17 protein-coding genes and 2 pseudogenes are annotated in these 19,794 nt (G+C 48.8%); 6 read left to right on the top strand and 13 right to left on the bottom strand.

Annotation, left to right across the window (positions count from 1 at the left end; genetic code table 11):
• Positions 1-260: 260 nt before the first annotated feature.
• From LOZ80_RS39625 to fumC, 3 genes are all read right to left on the bottom strand, one after another.
• Complete coding sequence (locus tag LOZ80_RS39625; protein WP_443147093.1) at positions 261-1,157, bottom strand: IS3 family transposase; 897 nt, start codon at positions 1,155-1,157, stop codon at positions 261-263.
• A gap of 41 nt (positions 1,158-1,198) precedes the next feature.
• A complete protein-coding gene (locus tag LOZ80_RS33455; RefSeq protein WP_238168564.1) occupies positions 1,199-1,513 on the bottom strand; it encodes a helix-turn-helix domain-containing protein in 315 nt (104 codons plus the stop codon).
• 408 nt (positions 1,514-1,921) lie between these two features.
• Positions 1,922-3,313 carry a class II fumarate hydratase gene (fumC, locus tag LOZ80_RS33450; protein WP_283214719.1) on the bottom strand — a complete coding sequence of 464 codons (1,392 nt, stop codon included), beginning with the start codon at positions 3,311-3,313 and terminating at the stop codon, positions 1,922-1,924.
• A gap of 207 nt (positions 3,314-3,520) precedes the next feature.
• On the opposite strand from fumC, the gene LOZ80_RS33445 reads away from it, so the two are divergent.
• Positions 3,521-3,913 carry an acyl-CoA thioesterase gene (locus LOZ80_RS33445; protein WP_238168563.1) on the top strand — a complete coding sequence of 131 codons (393 nt, stop codon included), beginning with the start codon at positions 3,521-3,523 and terminating at the stop codon, positions 3,911-3,913.
• A 3-nt stretch (positions 3,914-3,916) separates the two neighbouring features.
• Here LOZ80_RS33445 and LOZ80_RS33440 read toward each other — a convergent pair whose 3' ends face one another.
• Entirely contained in the window at positions 3,917-4,489 is a 573-nt protein-coding gene (locus LOZ80_RS33440; protein WP_189012512.1) for a pyridoxamine 5'-phosphate oxidase family protein, read from the bottom strand.
• Between the two features lie 196 nt (positions 4,490-4,685).
• Here LOZ80_RS33440 and LOZ80_RS33435 point away from each other — a divergent pair, with 196 nt between their 5' ends.
• Both LOZ80_RS33435 and LOZ80_RS33425 read left to right on the top strand, forming a co-directional pair.
• On the top strand, positions 4,686-4,853 hold the full coding sequence (locus tag LOZ80_RS33435) for a hypothetical protein (RefSeq protein ID WP_238168562.1): 168 nt from the start codon (positions 4,686-4,688) through the stop codon (positions 4,851-4,853).
• 487 nt (positions 4,854-5,340) lie between these two features.
• Positions 5,341-6,518 (top strand): annotated as a pseudogene (locus LOZ80_RS33425) (IS3 family transposase).
• A 263-nt stretch (positions 6,519-6,781) separates the two neighbouring features.
• Here LOZ80_RS33425 and LOZ80_RS33420 read toward each other — a convergent pair.
• Positions 6,782-7,959 (bottom strand): annotated as a pseudogene (locus tag LOZ80_RS33420) (IS3 family transposase).
• A gap of 222 nt (positions 7,960-8,181) precedes the next feature.
• Between LOZ80_RS33420 and LOZ80_RS33410 the strand changes: the two are divergent.
• A complete protein-coding gene (locus tag LOZ80_RS33410; protein ID WP_238168559.1) occupies positions 8,182-8,790 on the top strand; it encodes a DUF3298 and DUF4163 domain-containing protein in 609 nt (202 codons plus the stop codon).
• 4 nt (positions 8,791-8,794) lie between these two features.
• Here LOZ80_RS33410 and LOZ80_RS33405 read toward each other — a convergent pair whose 3' ends face one another.
• Complete coding sequence (locus LOZ80_RS33405; protein WP_238168558.1) at positions 8,795-9,736, bottom strand: TRM11 family SAM-dependent methyltransferase; 942 nt, start codon at positions 9,734-9,736, stop codon at positions 8,795-8,797.
• Between the two features lie 28 nt (positions 9,737-9,764).
• Positions 9,765-10,670 (bottom strand): LysR family transcriptional regulator, encoded by a 906-nt coding sequence (locus LOZ80_RS33400; RefSeq protein WP_238168557.1) that lies wholly within the window; start codon positions 10,668-10,670, stop codon positions 9,765-9,767.
• Between the two features lie 124 nt (positions 10,671-10,794).
• On the opposite strand from LOZ80_RS33400, the gene LOZ80_RS33395 reads away from it, so the two are divergent.
• Positions 10,795-11,865 (top strand): branched-chain amino acid aminotransferase, encoded by a 1,071-nt coding sequence (locus tag LOZ80_RS33395; protein WP_238168556.1) that lies wholly within the window; start codon positions 10,795-10,797, stop codon positions 11,863-11,865.
• Positions 11,866-11,936: 71 nt separating this feature from the next.
• Here the strand turns inward: LOZ80_RS33395 and LOZ80_RS33390 are convergent, their stop codons facing one another.
• From LOZ80_RS33390 to LOZ80_RS33380, 3 genes are all read right to left on the bottom strand, one after another.
• Entirely contained in the window at positions 11,937-12,371 is a 435-nt protein-coding gene (locus LOZ80_RS33390; protein ID WP_238168555.1) for a YkvA family protein, read from the bottom strand.
• A gap of 403 nt (positions 12,372-12,774) precedes the next feature.
• Positions 12,775-13,650, bottom strand: a complete 876-nt coding sequence (gene aguB / locus LOZ80_RS33385) for an N-carbamoylputrescine amidase (RefSeq protein WP_238168554.1) — start codon at positions 13,648-13,650, stop codon at positions 12,775-12,777.
• Between the two features lie 10 nt (positions 13,651-13,660).
• The gene (locus LOZ80_RS33380; RefSeq protein ID WP_238173190.1) at positions 13,661-14,695 is read right to left on the bottom strand and encodes an agmatine deiminase family protein; all 1,035 of its coding nucleotides are present in this window, start codon (positions 14,693-14,695) and stop codon (positions 13,661-13,663) included.
• 238 nt (positions 14,696-14,933) lie between these two features.
• On the opposite strand from LOZ80_RS33380, the gene LOZ80_RS33375 reads away from it, so the two are divergent.
• The gene (locus LOZ80_RS33375) at positions 14,934-15,569 is read left to right on the top strand and encodes an FMN-dependent NADH-azoreductase (RefSeq protein ID WP_238168553.1); all 636 of its coding nucleotides are present in this window, start codon (positions 14,934-14,936) and stop codon (positions 15,567-15,569) included.
• A gap of 301 nt (positions 15,570-15,870) precedes the next feature.
• Here the strand turns inward: LOZ80_RS33375 and LOZ80_RS33370 are convergent, their stop codons facing one another.
• The 3 genes from LOZ80_RS33370 to LOZ80_RS33360 form a co-directional block, all read right to left on the bottom strand.
• Complete coding sequence (locus LOZ80_RS33370) at positions 15,871-17,355, bottom strand: IS1182 family transposase (RefSeq protein WP_238166762.1); 1,485 nt, start codon at positions 17,353-17,355, stop codon at positions 15,871-15,873.
• 141 nt (positions 17,356-17,496) lie between these two features.
• On the bottom strand, positions 17,497-18,231 hold the full coding sequence (locus tag LOZ80_RS33365; RefSeq protein ID WP_238168552.1) for a metallophosphoesterase family protein: 735 nt from the start codon (positions 18,229-18,231) through the stop codon (positions 17,497-17,499).
• A gap of 46 nt (positions 18,232-18,277) precedes the next feature.
• Positions 18,278-19,756, bottom strand: coding sequence for a hypothetical protein (locus tag LOZ80_RS33360; protein ID WP_238168551.1), 1,479 nt, complete (start codon positions 19,754-19,756; stop codon positions 18,278-18,280).
• Positions 19,757-19,794 lie beyond the last annotated feature (38 nt).

The raw sequence follows: 19,794 nt of genomic DNA, 5'->3' as shown, positions 1-19,794 counted from the left end.
TCGGGATATTCAGACAAAATAGAGGTTCTGCGATCCCTCTCGGGATATTCAGACAAAATAGAGGTTCTGCGATCCCTCTCGGGCTGAATTTGTTATGTTGGTAGAGTTTATGGGGAGGATTGGGAGAACGGCTAGTGTAACTGCATGGGAGAGTAGCTCAGATGGTGGACGGTGCGGCAGCACGTTGAACGTAATAACGGTGCGACCCCCTAATTCCGGAGTCCTCCCTTCAGAACCGACTCATGACGCAGTCATGCTCTTTATTTCGCTTTCTTCCTCGGCCAGAAGAAGGCTGAGCGGTCATCTAAGCTCATTACCCATGCTGAAAATTTAACCGGCGGCATTCTTCGAAGGCTTGTATGCATTCTTCGGTTGTTGTAAAAGTCCATGTATCGGTCGACAGCATCATAAGCATCCTCGAAGGTTGCAAACTCTTCTTTGCTGAATAGATCGCGTTCCATGTTACTATGAAAGGATTCAATAAAAGCATTTAAATCCGGCGTTTGAGGAGGAATACGTTCGTGAGTAACCTCCCAGCCTTCACACATATCGCCGAAAAGGTGGCTTACAAACTGTGGCCCATTGTCGGTCCTTATAAAAGGGGGCTCGTTATTCGTCGTGCAGTGACTGTCCATTGCTTTCCTAAGCGTCTGACAGGCGTGCTTGGCCTCACAGGACGTTCCTCTGTAGTAGCCGACGATGACCCGGGTAAATACATCAATTATGCTCAGTACGAAGAAATGTCGATCGCGACCCGCGACGTAACCGTATTTAATGTCCATCTGCCAGAGCTGGTTAGGTCCTGTAATGATACGATTCTCTGGCAGTTTCCGAGGATGCTTGAAGCGCTTCTGACGCTGTGGCTGTAGGATGTCTAGCGCCTTACACAACCGATAGCTCTTTTTGTGATTCAACCTTAATCTGTACTGGTTCCATAAACATTCTGCAAGCAGTTTGTAGCCGTACACATGCTCCTCTCCCGAGATGAGTTCGAGTAGCCATTCCTGGATTTGCTCGTCACTAATTTTTTCCGCAGACTCCGTAAGGGAATATCCAGGGATGCGTCTGCCGCGTTCACGTTCAGCCGTCTGTGGAGACTGTGACATGCGTTTCATGCGGTCATAATAAGTAGACTCAGCCAACCCCATGATACGCAGTACGAGAGTTGCTGGATTCCCCTGCTTAATAAATGTGTCGGCTATCTTAAATTTTTCGGATAAGCAGGGGTTGGCTTTTTTAGCAGCTCACGTAGGATCTCGATTTCTAGGTCTTTTTCGCCCAGTAATTTGACGGCCTTGTCGTACCTTTTCTCTACCTCGAGTAGGCGTTTCAGTTCTTCAGCTTGCTCCTGTGGATAAGGATAGTCTTGTTCACCATGCTGTTCACGATAATCCCTTACCCATTGATTCACCGTTCCGGGAGTAACACCATACTTTCTGGCAACAACGGCTGCCTTCATACCAGACAAAACTTCTTGCGCAGCCTTTTCTTTCTGCTCAGACATTTTTCCCATACGTCTCATCCTCCTCACATATTAAGTCTACATTTTTGTGGGTGAGGACTCCAACTTAATTAGGGGGCTGTGGAGATAATAGGGCTATCCCCACATGAGTTCATTTTCAGGATGCCTCTTTCTTTCAATTGATTAAGGTACATGGAAAATATACCGTTAATTTAGGTATTTTCGCATGAAAAGCCGGTTTACATGGAAAAGATACCGTTATTTCTGGCGATTTTCCGCTAAATAGCGATTTCTCCCTAAATTAGCTGGAGGTTTTCCAGTTAGATGGCTGTTTAGAGCAATTAACGCTAAATTTAGCAGGAGAAATTCCTGCTAGATTCCCCACCCCAAAAAATCAAGACAAAATAGAGGCTGCTCTCCAGGTTTGCAACCCTTGAGTCAGCCTCGTTGTAGGACAGATTACGGCGCCTTAGGATGCACCATATCCTCTGGACGGACATAGCTGTCAAACTGCTCAGCGGTCAAATAACCGCTGCGCAGGGCTGACTCCTTCAGTGTCAGCCCTTCCTTGTGGGCTTGCTTCGCAATGCTGGCCGCTTTCTCATACCCGATATACGGGTTGAGGGCTGTTACCAGCATGAGCGATTGTTCCAGATTGCGCTGAATGACCGCGCGATTCGGTTCCATCCCTGCGAGGCAGTGATCGTTGAACGAGCGCATGCTATCCGCAAGCAGCCGCACCGACTGCAGGAAGTTGTGAATAATGACGGGCTTGAACACATTCAGCTCGAAGTTGCCCTGGCTGGCGGCGAAGCCGATGGCCGCATCGTTGCCCATCACCTGGCACACGACCATCGTCATCGCTTCGCTCTGCGTGGGGTTGACTTTGCCTGGCATGATCGAGCTGCCGGGCTCGTTCTCCGGAATCGTGATTTCCCCGATTCCGCAGCGGGGACCGCTCGATAGCCAGCGCACGTCGTTGGCTATCTTCATTAAGTTCGCCGCCAGCGCCTTCAACGCGCCGTGGGCGTAAACGATCTGATCATGGCTGGTCAGCGCATGAAACTTGTTCGCGGCTGAGACGAAGCGCGTGCCCGTCTCGTGAGTCAAGGCTTCGGCCACACGCGCGCCGAATTCGGGGTGCGCGTTCAGCCCTGTGCCGACCGCGGTGCCGCCAATAGCCAGCTCGCGCATCGTGTCGATGCTGCTGCGCACCATGCCCGCGGCCTGCTCCAGCATGGCCCACCAGCCGCTGATCTCCTGCCCCAGCGTCAGTGGGGTGGCGTCCTGCAGGTGGGTGCGGCCGATTTTGACGATGGAGGCATAGGCCTCCATCTTGCTGTGCAGAGTCGCCTGCATAAGCTCCAGCGCTGGCAGCAGTTCTTGCTCTACCGCGATGACGCCGGCGACATGCATCGCGGTCGGGAACGTATCGTTCGAGCTTTGCGAACGATTCACATCATCGTTGGGATGGATGTGCTGCGCGCCATCTCCAATAATTTCACTTGCCCGATGCGCGATCACCTCGTTCACATTCATGTTCGACTGCGTGCCGCTGCCCGTCTGCCAGACCACAAGCGGGAACTCGTCGTTCCAGCGTCCCTGCACAATTTCGTCAGCCGCCTGGGCGATCGCCTCGGCTTTCTCCGTCGTTAACCCGCCAAGCTCGCGATTTACCTGAGCAGCGGCCTTTTTCAACAAAGCAAAAGCACTAATCAATCGCTCCGGCATTCGCTCCGTGCCGATTTTGAAATTCTCAAAGCTGCGCTGTGTTTGTGCCCCCCACAACTTATCCACAGGCACTCTGATTTCTCCCATCGTATCCTTTTCAATCCGATATTCTTGCGTCACCTGAACCGCCTCCTTTTACTTCGTCATGCTGGCAAACCCATCAGAATAAGGTAACCAACCTGCTGACATCGTCAAACACATAAGTCTTATTTTGCCCAAAACATGGAACACTATGAGCTGCGAACTGGTTTTCTTCTTCACCAACAAGCTATAATGAACAAAAACACCCGCATAAGCAGGCGCTAACGAATCAAAGGAGGATATCCCTTGGAAACCCGACTAGAAATCGTCGTTCGATCGACGGAAATCGATGTGAATGGTCACGTCAACAACGCCAAATATTTGGAATACCTCGAATGGGGCCGTGAGGAATGGTATGAGCAAGCGGAGCTATTCTATGATACTTTTGGCGAGATGGGCATTCAAACCGTAACGGTGAACATTAACATTAACTACAAAAAAGAATGCAAACAAGGAGACTATCTAACCATCACCTGCCGTCCTGAACAAATAGGGCGTTCCAGCTATGTGCTGAAACAAGAAATTATCAATAAGCAAGGCGACTTATGTGCAGATGCCCTTGTCACAAGCGTAACGATGGACAGCACAACACGCAAAAGCGTGGAAGCTCCTGAAGCTTTGCGGAAACATTTTAGCTAACGTTTAATTCAGAGCCTCTGTGGATAATTTTTGTCCGAGCGGTGTTGGCAGTCCATCCATACTGATCATGTTTTTCTGCTGCCAATAGTCATTTAAACCTTGCTCGCCTTGGTGGGCAGCCCACTTCTGCAACGTGTGACGCTCTCCCTCATAATTGTAAAAAGGAACGCTATAGCCGCAAGACGTCTTAACTTCATGAACATCCACGACGATAATCTGACGCGCTCCCGGCAGCAGAGTGAACCTTGGGACGAGAGTATCCCACTCCTGCGTACCGGGCAGCACAACACGACCGACCCCGTACAACCGCAGAATCATCGGCGGCCCCTCGAATGCCATGAACATCACCGTGATGCGCCCATTCTCTTCGAGATGCGCACTCGTCTCATTGCCGCTCCCTGTCAAATCCAGATAAGCCACTTCGTTAGTCGATAAAATTCGCAAGACATCATGGCCCTTGGGCGATAGATTCACATGTCCATCCCCCGCTAACGGGGCTGACCCCACGAAGAAAATGTGCTGCTTGCCAATGAACTGTTCATGCTCCGGCAATAACGCCTCGAACGATTTCCCCATTGTCTCTTCGCCTCCATTTCCCAATATCTTCTATTATGCTCCTCTGCACACTATTTGTGAAATACCTAAATAGACATTACTTTATAGTCTTTACCTATAGAGAAAATCCACTGCATTACTTTTGCAAATTTTCTGCATACTTCCATGCCATTCTAGGCATACTTAGTTAGTTGAAACTTAGAGGAGGTGACCTAACATGCCAACAAACAACAGTGATGATGTGGTGAGTCATGCCATTAATGCCGCTGAGGCGAATGCGGAAGACGGCCAATCCAAGCAACAAGTAGAGGAATTAAGCTCTCTGCTGCAAAATACGGCGACAAACTCCACTGCCGATGAAGATTCTTCCGAGCAACAATCGTAATTTGATCTTATTTTCGCGAGCTAGCGCAGATGAGCTTTTCCAGTTGGTCTTTAGGGACCTGGGGAAGCTCTTTTTAGTTTGTCCCATAATTTGCCTAATTTAGATGTATCGAATAAGCTCTTACTGAAGGGAGGCGGTTTCTGTTGTTTATTAACCCCTATAAAAATCGCACGCGTGCAAGCCTTTATTTTGAAATTCCTTTAACATTAGGCGTTATCATTTATGGGATTATAGCTCTTACTAGTTCAAGCGACTTTAACATTTCAATTTATATGTTATTGCTATCCACTGTTTTCCTGGTAAGAAGCTTCGATAAGAAAGCCAATTTGCTCAGTTTTTCGATCTTATTGATAGGTGCTATCATCATCTTCCTAAAATCCTAACTTCTATAAATAAATAAAAGCTCCAAATGCATTTAGACTTAACAGTGGACACAACGAATTGGGAAATTAGATAATAGACCTATCTAAATAACGAGGTGTCCGAGATGAGTGAATTCCGCCAACGGTACAATCAAAAGTTCAAAGAAGAAACGGTTAAGTACATTCAACAACATAGTAAATCGATTCCGGATATTGCAAACGAACTGAACATTCCAGCGAAAACATTGAGCAGTTGGGTCAGTAAATATCGCCAATTTCCAGATGAGCCCTTCGTAGGAAGTGGCAATCTACGTAGCCATGACCGGATCATGAAAGACTTGGAACAACGCAACAAAGACCTAGAGGAAGAACTAGCTATCTTAAAAAAGGCGCTGCACATCTTCAGCAAAGACCCGAAGTGAGATTCAAGTTCATTGATGACCACCGTTCAACATTTCGAGTTGAGAAGATGTGCAGCGTACTAAGTGTATCCAAGAGCGGCTATTATAAATGGCGAACCACACCCCCAAGTGAGCGGAAAAAGCACCGCGAAGCGTTGGCTAAAGAGGTGGAAAAGGAGTACTTGGAATCGGATCGGAATTACGGGAGTCCGAAAATCACAAAGGAACTGAGAAAAAAAGGTTTCAAAGTCGCTGTCAAAACGGTTGGACGCATCATGAAAAAGAAGGGCTTACGCTCACAAGCTATAGGGAAATTCAAGGTACAAACAACGGATTCCAATCACAGCCACCCGATTGCGCCAAATTGGTTAAATCAGCATTTTGATGTGTGTACAAGACCGAATCAAGTATGGGTTACCGACATCACGTACATCCATACACGTCAAGGAAACCTTTATTTAGCAAGCGTTCTTGACTTGTTTACCCGCAAAATCGTTGGCTGGCAGCTGGGCAATCGCATGACCGTGGAACTGACGCTAGACGCCTTAAATCAAGCATACGAAGCCAAAAGGCCGCCTAAAGGCCTTATCCATCATTCAGACCGGGGATCGCAGTATGCATCTAATGAGTACCGTAAACAACTGAAAGAATACCATATGATTCGTAGTATGAGCCGTAAAGGCAATTGCTACGATAACGCTTGTATAGAGGCTTTTCACAGCATTCTCAAGCGGGAATTGGTGTACAGATATAAATTTCAAAGCCGCCAAGAAGCACACCAACGAATCTACTGGTACATTGAGTTTTTCTACAACAGGAAACGTACGCACAGCAAGCTTGGCTATTTGTCTCCAGACAAGTTTGAATCCCAGTACTACAAGCAAATAAAACTAACTTCTTAGCTCTTTTTTTGTGTCCACTCTATTGACTTAGATACAAAAAGACTCTTATTGTGGGCAAAACGTCCCTTTCTGGCCCGATAGAAGTCTTCAGAGACTCTTATTCCGAAAAACGGCTGCTTTTTCCCCACTTCTAACACAAATAACAGCCCCAAGAGACTCCTAATCTGCTCAAACCGTCCCTTTCAAGCCGAATAAGAGTCGTCAAAGACTCTTATTGTGGGCAAAATGTATCTGAGTCAATAGAGTGGACACAAAAAAAAGAGCTAAGAAATCAGTTTTATTTGCTTGTAGTACTGGGATTCAAACTTGTCTGGAGACAAATAGCCAAGCTTGCTGTGCGTACGTTTCCTGTTGTAGAAAAACTCAATGTACCAGTAGATTCGTTGGTGTGCTTCTTGGCGGCTTTGAAATTTATATCTGTACACCAATTCCCGCTTGAGAATGCTGTGAAAAGCCTCTATACAAGCGTTATCGTAGCAATTGCCTTTACGGCTCATACTACGAATCATATGGTATTCTTTCAGTTGTTTACGGTACTCATTAGATGCATACTGCGATCCTCGGTCTGAATGATGGATAAGGCCTTTAGGCGGCCTTTTGGCTTCGTATGCTTGATTTAAGGCGTCTAGCGTCAGTTCCACGGTCATGCGATTGCCCAGCTGCCAGCCAACGATTTTGCGGGTAAACAAGTCAAGAACGCTTGCTAAATAAAGGTTTCCTTGACGTGTATGGATGTACGTGATGTCGGTAACCCATACTTGATTCGGTCTTGTACACACATCAAAATGCTGATTTAACCAATTTGGCGCAATCGGGTGGCTGTGATTGGAATCCGTTGTTTGCACCTTGAATTTCCCTATAGCTTGTGAGCGTAAACCCTTCTTTTTCATGATACGCCCAACCGTTTTGACAGCGACTTTGAAACCTTTCTTTCTCAGTTCCTTTGTAATTTTCGGACTCCCGTAATTCCGATCCGATTCCAAGTACTCCTTTTCCACCTCTTTAGCCAACGCTTCGCGGTACTTTTTCCGCTCACTTGGGGGTGTGGTTCGCCATTTATAATAGCCGCTCTTGGATACACCTAGTACGCTGCACATCTTCTCAACTCGAAATGTTGAACGGTGGTCATCAATGAACTTGAATCTCACTTCGGGTCTTTGCTGAAGATGTGCAGCGCCTTTTTTAAGATAGCTAGTTCTTCCTCTAGGTCTTTGTTGCGTTGTTCCAAGTCTTTCATGATCTGGTCATGGCTACGTAGATTGCCACTTCCTACGAAGGGCTCATCTGGAAATTGGCGATATTTACTGACCCAACTGCTCAATGTTTTCGCTGGAATGTTCAGTTCGTTTGCAATATCCGGAATCGATTTACTATGTTGTTGAATGTACTTAACCGTTTCTTCTTTGAACTTTTGATTGTACCGTTGGCGGAATTCACTCATCTCGGACACCTCGTCATTTAGATAGGTCTATTATCTAATTTCCCAATTCGCTGTGTCCACTGTTAAGTCTAAATGCAAAACGTCCCTAAGCCTAATAAGAGTCGTCAAAGACTCTTATTAGGTTGACCAGTAGGACCCACTCAAAAAACGCCCCCTTCAGCCATGAACAAAACGCCCATCCACTGAATAACGTATAGTAAAAACACAAGGATGGTCGAAGAAATGGACGGACTGGATCAACCCGTTAGTATACAAACGAATCAAATGCTGCGTAATAAATTAAAGCTGCTCTATCCGTCAGTTATCCACCACACGCCTTATTCATCCCAGCTTGCCATGAATACTGCAATAGTCAACGCGGTCAATAAGCAGTTGAGCGACCAAGGCTACCCCAAGAATCCGCTGGCTGATGTCACAGCTTACTACGAGATCAAAACCAATGAGCGCAATGTGCTCAGTCTGACGCTATGGAATTATACGTTCTCGGGCGGGGCCCATGGGCTTACGATTCAGAATGCGTTGACATTCAGTACGGAAACCGGCAAGTCTTACGCCCTCAAAGATTTATTCAAACCAGGCAGCGACTATGTCGGCAAGTTAAGCGCCTTGATTCAAGCCGAGCTTAAAACACGAGATATCCCGTTGTTGGTCGATTTTAAGGCGATTCGTCCAGATCAAGATTTCTATATTGCCGATAAATCGCTAGTCATTTATTTCCAAGTCTACGAGTTGGCAGCTTATGTATATGGTTTTCTTTATTTTCCTATTTCTGTGTACGCTCTTCAGGATATAATTGCCGAAGATGGGCCACTGGGCAAAATGCTCTACTAAGACGCTAAACACAGACAATAATTTGTCTGCTGAAATTGCTTTTATGCACGATACAGCGTTCATCGATACGGAAACCCGCCTGCTCGATGAGCGCATCAATCTGCTCTGTCGTGATAATAACCGCGCGCCTGGCGACGCGGCGTGCGGCCCTCAGCATCTCCAATTGCTCATCTTCCGGCAACTTAGAGCAAAGATTATAGGGCATGTCCAGAATGAGGGCGTCGTAACGCGCCTCATCTCCCGCTGCCAGGCCCAGCGTTCGCATGTCGGCAATACGCACCACATCCGGCATGCCGAAATGGGTTAGATTCACCCGCGCGCCGCGCACAGCCAGCGGGTTCATGTCCGTGCCCACGATGTCGATACCCATCGACATCGCCTCAATCAGCACCGTGCCGATGCCGCAGCACGGGTCAATGGCTTTGGCGCCCGCTGTATCGGGCACGGCAATATTCACCACCGCCCGCGCTACGCGCGTGTTCAGGGCGGTGGAGTAGTTCTGCGGCTTCTGCTGATGCTGAAGCCACACGGCTTCGCCGTAGCTGCATTCGCCGAACACCCACCGGCTTCCCAGCTCCGTGACGGCGAACCACATCTCCGGCCGTTCCAGCTCCGCTTTGCCGCGGAGATGCCGGCCTATTTCGCGTGCAACTTCACGCTGGCGGTCCGTGCGGACCACAGCTTCCGTTTCCGCGAACACAACCTTGAACGTTGCCTCCCGCGGCGTCAACGTCCCCACTTGCGAGGCCAGCTCCGGCAAACTGCCGGCCTCGACCAGAACATCCAGCCGCAGCTTCAGGAACGGGCTGCGGCTCGGTTCAACCTTACGCGCGCTAACTGCATAGCGCGCACCAAACAAAGCTTCTGCGCCCAGCAAACTGCGCAGCTCCAGCAGACAAAGCGCCTGCTCATCTTCATGACAGACAAAGGTATAGATATATTTCATGTTGCATCCTCATTTAACGTGTGACTTTCTAGTTCGTTTTGTTAGCAGCCGCTCCGCTCTTCGCAAACTGTTGGATCAACTGCTTCATAAAGGTATCTGTCGTCTTGCACACATGCATATCTTTGCGATAGACAATCCCCACATCCTTCTGCGGAATAGGATCAACAATCGGAATGCTGCTAATATCCTTGCTGCTGCGAATGCTGTCCACATACGAGCCGGGCAATATAACGCCCACCACATTCTGCTTCGCCATCTGAAGCAGCGACTCCAACGTCGACAGTTCCAGTGTTGGTTTCCACTCAAATCCATGCTTCTTGCAGCATTCGTCCATCATTTGCCGCACATAAAACTTGCCTGGCATCATCGCTACTGGAAGTTGTACGAGCTCCGCTAACGGGATCGTATCCGACTGTGCAAGCGAGTGCTCGCTCGACACCACAAATTGAAGCTTCTCGTTATACAAAGGAATACTCGCTAGCTGCTCATCCTCATCAGGCAGGAAAACAACGCCAATATCCAGTTGATTATTCAGCAGTCCCTCTTTGGTCTCTTCGGTGGCAAGCTCTGTTACCGACAGCTCGATTTTGGGATACTGCGCATGAAAAGCCATAATCGTCGCCGTCAGCAAATGATTGCCGGAACAGCCGATGCGCAGCTTTCCCCGCTGCATGCCTTGGATTTCATTCAACGCAGCTTGCGCTTGATCCAATTCATGAAAAATATTTCGGCTATGCTTGAGCAGAATTTCGCCGGCCTCGGTGATATAGACTTTCTTGCCGATCCGCTGAAAAAGAGGCGAACCTACACGATGCTCGATCAAGCGTATCTGTTGGCTGAGCGTAGGTTGGCTGATCCCTAACTTTTCGGCTGCACGGGTGAAATGCAATTCTTCACACACCGCCATAAAATATTCCAACAATCGATACTCCATCCTTGCCACCACCGATCATAGCTATTACCTATGATGGTAATTGATAATTCGGAATTGATCAATGATTGATATTTATCTATAGTAGAAGGAATACACTCATGGGAACGAAAGGCGGTTATTCGCGATGTATGGAACCATCAGATTCGAGCAAAATCCTCACTGTAAAACGATTCCTGGTCCAGATGAAAGCTTAGGCTTTGGGCGTTATTTTACCGATCATATGTTTATTATGGATTACGAGGAAGGTCAGGGCTGGCTGGATCCCCGGATTATCCCGTACGGTCCTTTATCACATGATCCTGCGGCTATGGTTTTTCATTACGGGCAAGCCGTGTTCGAAGGACTCAAAGCTTTTCGCACAAATGAAGAAGACATTGTCCTGTTCCGTCCCGACCAAAATGCCAAACGGCTTAATCGTTCCTGTGAACGCTTGAGCATGCCTTCCCTAGATGAAGAATTCGTCGTCCAAGCCATTCAGAGCCTCGTACGCGTAGATGCTAACTGGGTGCCTCGCAAAGAGGGATCATCGCTGTATATTCGCCCTTTTGTTATCTCTACGGAGGCAGGTCTTGGGGTGCGTGCTTCTTCACGCTATTCCTTTATTATCATTATGTCGCCTGTAGGCGCTTACTATGAAGAGGGGCTTCAGCCCGTTAATATCCTGGTGGAAGGCCATTTTGCCAGAGCTGTCCAAGGTGGTACAGGCAACGCCAAAGTTGCCGGCAATTACGCAGCCAGTCTGAATGCACAAGCTATCGCCAAAGAAAACAACTGCGCTCAAGTCCTCTGGCTGGACGCTGTGGAGAAAAAATATTTGGAAGAAGTCGGCAGCATGAACGTCTTTTTCAAAATTAATGGAGAGATTATCACTCCTAGCCTAAGCGGCAGTATTCTGGAAGGCATCACCCGCAAGAGCATCATTCATCTGTTGAAAGATTGGGGCCTCCCTGTGAAGGAACAAAAAATCTCCATCGACGACATCGTTGAAGCCTACAATAACGGGACGCTCGAGGAAGCATTTGGTACAGGCACCGCAGCCGTCGTTTCCCCGATAGGCAGTCTGTTTTGGCAGGGAACGCCTATGGTTATTAACCAAGGACACATCGGCGAGCTGGTTCATCGGTTATATGATACGATTACGGGCATTCAGTTCGGACGTATTGAGGATACACATAGCTGGTTGGTTACTTGTTAGGCATGTGCTGCCGCATAAAAAGCTCCAATTCCACGACGTTCGTGGAACTGGAGCTTTTTTACGCTAAGGCATCACTTCCCTAAATCCACGCCCTCTGTACCAACCTTCTGTTTCTCCGCCATCAGCTTACCGTCAATCTCAATAATGTCCTTGCTGTTCATCACTTCATCTCCAAGCAAACTCCTCAGCTTGCTCTTCGCTTTATACTTCACATCATCGTCAATATTCTTTGCGACAGCTAGCAGCGCCAATCCAAGTGCGCTGAAGTCATCCACGTAGCCGATAACCGGCAGCAAATCCGGCACGAGATCCAGCGGAAGAATCAGATAGCCGAGCGCTCCGTAGATTTGCACTTTGGCTCTCAATGGGGTTTTGGGACTTTCTACCGCGTAAAAAAGCAGCAATCCCGTATATATAACTTTGCTTCCTGCTGATTTCGCGACTTTTTTGAGCTTGGACCAGAAACCGTCGGTGGAGAAATATTTTTGATATTTGGTTGTATCCATCTGCCGATCACTCCATTCATTTGGGATCCTACACTGATGATCTGCTTTCCATATATATAACCATTTTCTGAAGAACTAACCCGCTATCCTTGTCTTTGGGGAGTCTAATTCAAATCATATACCAATTATACACCATTTGTATTTCGGGAGGTATTAGAGGTGTTGAAGGAGGGAAAACGCGGGATAAATAAGCAAGCTTGATGGTCTTATTCCCCTAACAATCGCGGTATACCGGGGCAATCCCACGCGCACAAAGAGGCTGTCCCAAAGATCAATTTAATGACTTAAGGGCAGCCTCTTGATTTCAATATTGCACGACAGATGACCTTTTAGAGTTAAAAAGCCAAAATAGCTGGAGAAATTCCTGTTAGATTTCGCTCCAGATATCTAAGATCAACATCGCTTACAGCACCTGATCTCCGTCATAGGTGGCGATTTTCTTGTACAGGTCCGGACGACGATCGCGGAAAATCCCCCACTCGATACGTTGGATCTCCAACTGATCGAGATCGAATTCAGCAACCAGTACGGTTTCTTCCGTACGGCCAGCTTCTTCAATCAGGTTGCCCTGCGGGCCTGCAATGAACGAAGAACCGTAGAAGTCGATGCTGGAATCCTCATCCACTTCCTTGCCGATCCGGTTGGATGCGATAACCGGCATCAGATTGCACGCCGCGTGGCCGCGCATGCACATTTGCCAATGATCCTTGGAATCGATTGATCCATCCTGCGGTTCGGAACCGATTGCTGTCGGATAGAACAGCAGTTCAGCACCCATAAGCGCCATAACGCGCGCTGCTTCCGGGTACCACTGGTCCCAGCATACGCCTACACCGATTTTGGCATAGCGGGTTTTCCATACTTTGAACCCGGTATCGCCGGGGTTGAAATAGAACTTCTCTTCGTACCCTGGACCATCCGGGATGTGGCTTTTGCGATACGTGCCCATGACTTGGCCATCGGCATCAATAACAGCTAGCGAGTTGTAGCGCGCGTAATTCTTTTTCTCGTAGAAGCTGATTGGCAGAACGACCTGCAGCTCCTTGGCGATTTCTCGGAAATGATTGATCGCTTTATTGGTTTCCAGCTCAGTGGCATAGCGGTAGTAGTCCGATTTCTCTTTCTGGCAGAAATAAGGCGTTTCGAACAGCTCTTGAATCAAAATAATTTGAGCACCTTTGGCGGCTGCTTGGCGAACCAAAGCCTCGGCCTTGCGAATGTTTTCATCTATGTTATCGGAACAGCTCATTTGTGTCGCTGCTACTTTGACATTTCTCACTGAAAATCACCTACCCTTTCTTGCTTGCTGGCATTTGCTGCGTTGTACAGTGAACGTTGCCGCCCTCTTTGATGATGGACATACCGTTGATTGTGCGGATACGGCGATCCGGGAAAGCTGCGCTTAACGCGGCTTCTGCCTTGCGATCCGTCTCTTCCGCTGTTCCGCCAAACACCGGCAAAATAATGCCGCCGTTCACGAAATAAAAGTTCAAATAGCTGAGCGTCAGACGCTGCTCTTCGAAGAAGGTTAAAGGCGGCTGCTCGATTTGGATAATTTCCAAAGAGCGTCCTCTGGCATCCGTAGCTCTGCGTAAGATCTCCAAATTTTCTTGGGTGATCCCATAGTTGGCATCCGACGGATCGTTGCACACTTGCAGAATCACTTTGCCGGGAGCTGCGAAGCAAGCGATGTTATCGACGTGACCGTCTGTTTCATCCCCGTCCAACCCTTTGTTCAGCCAAATGATTTTCTCCACATTCACGAACGATTTCACCAAATTCTCGATGTCTTCGCGGCTCAGATCGGGATTGCGATTCGTGTTCAGAAGACATTCTTCCGTCGTCAGCAGCGTACCTTCTCCATCCACATGAATGGACCCGCCTTCCATGACCAGCGGAGCGTCAAAACGCTTCACACCATGATGCGCAAGGATTTGCGGAGCGACGTTGTCATCCAGATCCCACGGCGCATATTTACCGCCCCAAGCGTTGAACTTCCAGTTCACCGCTGCGATCTCCTGCTGCTCATTCAGCAAGAACGTTGGCCCGTTGTCTCGGAACCAAGCATCATTGTGCTCGATTTCCAGAAAATCGACGTTGCTCTCCGTAAACCGCGCTCTCACTTGCTCCGCTTCCACAGGATTCACAACCACAGTCACAGGCTCAAACTCAGCAATCGCTTTGACCAAATCCTCATAGCCCTTCGTCACAACGGCATGATCTTCAGGATAGACCATGGAATCTTGCACGGGCCAAGAAATGAACGTTCTTTCGTGGGTTGTCCATTCGGCTGGCATTTTATAGTTTGCATCTGTAGGTTTCATCATCATCCATCTCACTTTATATAAATTTGTCGGTAGACTGCGTAGCGTAGACATCAAAGAATAGTGCCAAATGCACCGTCTATCATCATAACCCAAAAGGAGCTCAGGCTCAATGCAAATCCCTTTACAAATTTAGCAATTGCACGGGTGAAGGCAAGCTGGCTGAATGCATACTTTGGCTGCTTTTAATGAACATTAGTAAGGTTCACAAGCCCACCAGAAGAAAGGAAGATCAACTTTGGCAACGATTTTATACATTACCGCCCATCCGCATGATCACCAAACCTCCTACAGTATGGCCGTTGGTAAAGCTTTTATTGATGCCTACCAGGAAGCCCATCCAAGTGACGAAGTCGTTCCGATCGACTTATACAGCATCGCTGTTCCTCACATTGACGCCGATGTGTTTAGCGGTTGGGGCAAATTACGAGGCGGCCAAGATTTCTCAACCTTGAGCCAAGAGGAACAAAGCAAAGTCAGCCGCCTAGGCGAATTAACCGATCAATTCGTCGCTGCGGATAAATATGTGTTCGTCACACCGATGTGGAACTTCTCTTTTCCTCCGATCATGAAAGCTTATCTAGATTCACTGTGTACGGCTGGCAAAACATTTAAATATACAGAAGCTGGTCCTGTCGGCTTATTGCCAGGCAAAAAGGCGCTGCACATCCAAGCCAGAGGCGGTATTTATTCAGAAGGGCCGGCAGCAGCCATGGAATCAGGGCATCGCTACATCGGCATCATTATGGGATTCTTTGGCATCACCGATTTCCAAGGGCTGTTCGTAGAGGGGCATAATCAATTCCCTGATAAAGCGCAGCAAATTAAAGAAGAAGCCATCAGCCGTGCCCAAGAGCTGGCCAAAAGCTTCTAAGCATAAAGAAAAAGGGCTGTTCCAAAGTAGATCCCTCTACTTGGGGACAGCCCTTTTCTTTAGGGGCTCTTATTCAGCCCCGATACCTCCATTTTGCCACCACCTAAGCCTCCAATAGCGGTCCAAAGACTCCTATTTCGCTCAAGCGGCCGCTTTTTGAGTAGATAGCAGTCTTTAGGAGTCTGTCCGACGAAAAGAATTAAAAGAGCACTCCATCGTGAAACTGAACGATGAGTGCTCTTTATGTGTAGCTTTGTAGCTTTTCCCTGTTCAATCTGGTTTTTCCGTAGCCTACTCCCTCTCATCCAGCCACTCTTTGTTTACGGGCAGACCTCTCCCGTTTGTACAAAGTGGCTGGTTTGGGATACTTCGCCGCATGCAATTTGCGGATGTTGTGGCTTAGAGAGAGCAGTATGAACTCCCCAGATACTTTATCCTCGCCCCGCAAATGGAATTGACGAAATCCTTGAACCTCCTTCAACTGCCCCCATATCGGTTCAACGATCGCCTTACGCATTCGGTAAACGGCTGTTCCCTCATCACTTTGCACTTTCGTTCGCATTTCCTCTCGCAGGGGATCATGCTCGCTACGTGTGATGGAACGCTTCCCTGTTTTACTTTTTACACACTCGTCTCGAAAAGGACATTCGCTACAGACGCTGCATTCATAAACCCAAGTCGTTGGCTTATCTGCATCATTCGCATGCACGGTTCGTTTCCGTGTAAGCTCTTTGCCAGCAGGGCAGAGATAATAATCTAGCTCAGGTACATAAGTGAAGTTGGTCTTGTCGTAGGCATTATTCTTTTTTTTGTTTTCGCGATCGGCAGCAATGTAGGCATCCACTTCAGCCTCCAGCGCCGCTGCAATGTTGGACGCACTAAAATACCCTGCATCAGCACTCAGCTTCTGAGGCCTATCTCCTGTCATTGTTTTCATGGAATGAAGCACGTTTTCAAACTGCTGTTGATCGGTTGTTTGGTTACTCATTTGAAGTCCAACGATGAAGCCATGATCGCTGTCTACGGCAATTTGTGGATTGTAGCCTTGAATGACACCTTGGTTCCGTGTGCTCATGATGCGAGAGTCGGCATCGGTAAAATTAAATTGATCGCTCTGAGGAGATTCGGCCTGTTCCGCTGGCCGCTGTTCTTCCAAATTCTCCAGCGCAGATTTTATTTGCGCGATGCGGGCATAGCGTTCCTCCAACGATAGGGAAGGACTCGTCGGATGGGGTTCCTCCAACATTTCCTCGGTAGCAGAATACTCCAATGCTTGCCGGACTTCGTCTTCCAATTGAACGAGGCGTTTTTGCATACGCTCACGTGACATCGATTTATGTTTAGAGGCGCTTGCCTTTATTTTAGAACCGTCAATGCTCACATGCCCGAGCGAGATATAGCCCAGTTCCATAGCGATTTGTATGACTTGTTTGAATAAACCTGGAAGGGTATCCAGGTGGTTCTTCCGAAAGTCACTCAGCGTACGAAAATCTGGCAGGTATCCGCCACATAACCAGCGAAAAGGAATGCTTTCTTTCGTAGCTATTTGAAGTTTCCTAGACGTGAAGACGCCTGTCGCATACCCATAGAACCACAGTTTGAGCAGCATGGCAGGATGATAGGCTTCTTCTCCACGCTTGGAGTATTTGTTAGTAATGGCAGATAGGTCTAACTGCTCGACGATGTCGCTGACAAGTCTAACTTCATGATCATCTGTTACCCACTCGCTTAAATAGATAGGTAGAAGTTCACCTTGCTCTGTGGTATATGCTTTGAATTTAGCCATGCCTACGACACATCCTTTTGAAGTCTTATTACTACTTATTCGGAATTGTTTGACTAATTCCTGTTTCGTCGGACAGACTCTTAGGGGCTCTTATTCTCTACCTGAGGCAAATCTTCGGGCGTTTGACGCAAATAAAGCTGGTTAAGTTTGCTTCCTGCCGCGGTATTGTCCGGTCCGCAATTCTTTAATATATACGTCCGCATCGGGCATTCCCTCATCCGTCGCATGCTGCGCAGCCAGTTCAATATCATACGGGATTCGTACATGCTGAATATTGAATGCTCCAGGCTCTTTACTATGGTAATGCCCTTCAAGAAGGACATAGGAGGCTTGCGTAAGATCAAGCGGATTGCCTATACTGCCTGTGTTGAACAACATTTTGCCATTCAGAATTTGCAGAAAAGCATTATGCACATCGCCATAGCCCGCTACATCGGCAGTCCGCTGTTCCCTGCAAGCATCCGACGCTTCGAACATCGACAACCGACTTTCCATGGTGTCCCATGGCTGAATGCGTTCGTAAACACTGCGAGGCGAGGCATGGAACAATCTGATAAACTTACCGCTCATCCAAAATTCAAAGCAAAAAGGCAGCCCTTTTAAATACGTCATCCGATCACTGCCCAATCTAGCCTGCTGCCACTGCAAAATCATGTCCTCTGTAGGATTTCCAATGAAATCATCCCAATTGCCCATGATCACGACATCGCAATCTTCCCGCACCCGGTCCACGGCCTGCTCCGAATGCGGTCCTTTACCCACTAAATCTCCCAGACAAATGATTTGTGTCACAGCCCGCTGCTGAATATCCTGCATCACGGCTTCGTAAGCAGGCATATTACCATGAATATCGGAAATAATCGCTAGCTTCTCCACAAGCCACACCTGCCTTTATGTTAAAATTGTTCGTTCGTCCTTGTCGTCATGCGGGTACCTTGACCGCTCTGCTGACCAGAAATGGATACAACAAGTACAATCCAATCCCATATAGCATGACAGCTATGTAAACCGGAAGCAAATGAATGAAGTTCATATAGCCGATGTGAAAATGAATCAACAGGCCCGCTGTGAATCCTGGCAGGCCTCCCCAGAGGAAGGTCCACCACAGCCAGCTTTCGCCTTGGCCAACTCCCCACAAGGCAGAGGCTGTAATCGCTACCGCCAGTGAGAAGAGCGCTCCGCCAAAACCAGCTCGGTCATGAGCAATAAGCGGAATCAAGCGGTCGTTCCAAGCCGCCAATTGCTCGGCTGTTAGGCCAATATAGGTTAAATCGGTGTCCACAAATACATAGGTAACGCCAACACCCGAAATCGTTAATCCCCCAATAGCCAAACCAAAACCGAGGATAACGAAGCAGCATTGTCCTAATTGTGCTCTGCGCCAAACGGAATCATTCCGTAATCCAGGCGGTTTCCGCGAAGGATAATCTTTCAACCCCCGTAGTGTAAACAGCAGCATGGGCAGTAGAACTGCCGCAACCCCAGCATGCAGAGGATCAAAATAACCGTAGCCGAGATAGAGAAAAAAGCTGCTGAATCCTACGGCACACGAGGTGACGACCGCCGTCCGTGCCCAGTGCAGCCCGCTCTGCAAGCCATGCCTGGCTAATTGCGAATAAAAAATGCCGATCGAAATCATCGTCCCCGCCAAAGTAATCCGGTCATGGGACATGAAATGTATAATATGCCCGTTAAATCGATTTATGACACTTCGGCTTACGCCGAGAAATGTTTCATCATAGGGCAAGAGCACCGTGGTCGAGGCAATGAGCCAAGCCAGCACTCCGCCGAACATCATGCCGAGGCCAAGCAGATACATCCAGCCCCAATTCGACCAGAAGGAAGGCCGCGGAGGCGCTGCCGTGTCCCTGATGCGATCATAAATAATCGCTTCGTTAATGCGCTTGGGCAGCCCTGGCCCCGCATAGACCAGCCCGCTGTGCAGCTGGACGCTATCCGCGCCAGCCGCCAATAGCTCCAGAGCGTCCAGCGGCTGCTGCACACCGCCAGCCGCAACGATCGCGCTCTGCCCGCCCAGCGTCTCGCGGAGCAGACGCACGCGCTCCAGCTGCGCGGCGAGCGCGTCCACGCCGCCGACGCGGATGCAGCGCGTGCCCGCCTCGTGCCGCGCTTCGCCCACCACCACGCCGCTCCAGCCGTCGGCAGCGGCGATGTCACGCAGCATCCCTAGCGGGATATGCTGCGGCACGTACAGAAGCAGCGGCTTCCCCGGGGCCGCTGCCAGGGCTAGCTGGCGCACCTCGCGGAGGTACGCCAGGGTCTCTTCCGCTGGCCAGCCTTCGGCGAGGCCAGCGATGTAGAAGCCCGCCGCGTACGGCGCCAGCTTCGCGAGCAGCTCCTGCTGCTCGAGGAGCGCTTCGCGCGGCGAACTGCCCGGCATCGGCGTGAGCCGCACGAAGTGCGGCAGGCGATGCCCCG

It is taken from the genome of Paenibacillus sp. HWE-109, assembly GCF_022163125.1.
Lineage (GTDB): Bacteria > Bacillota > Bacilli > Paenibacillales > NBRC-103111 > Paenibacillus_E.
The sequence above is the reverse complement of the archived record's forward strand: the minus strand, read 5'-3'. Positions and strand labels throughout refer to the sequence as shown.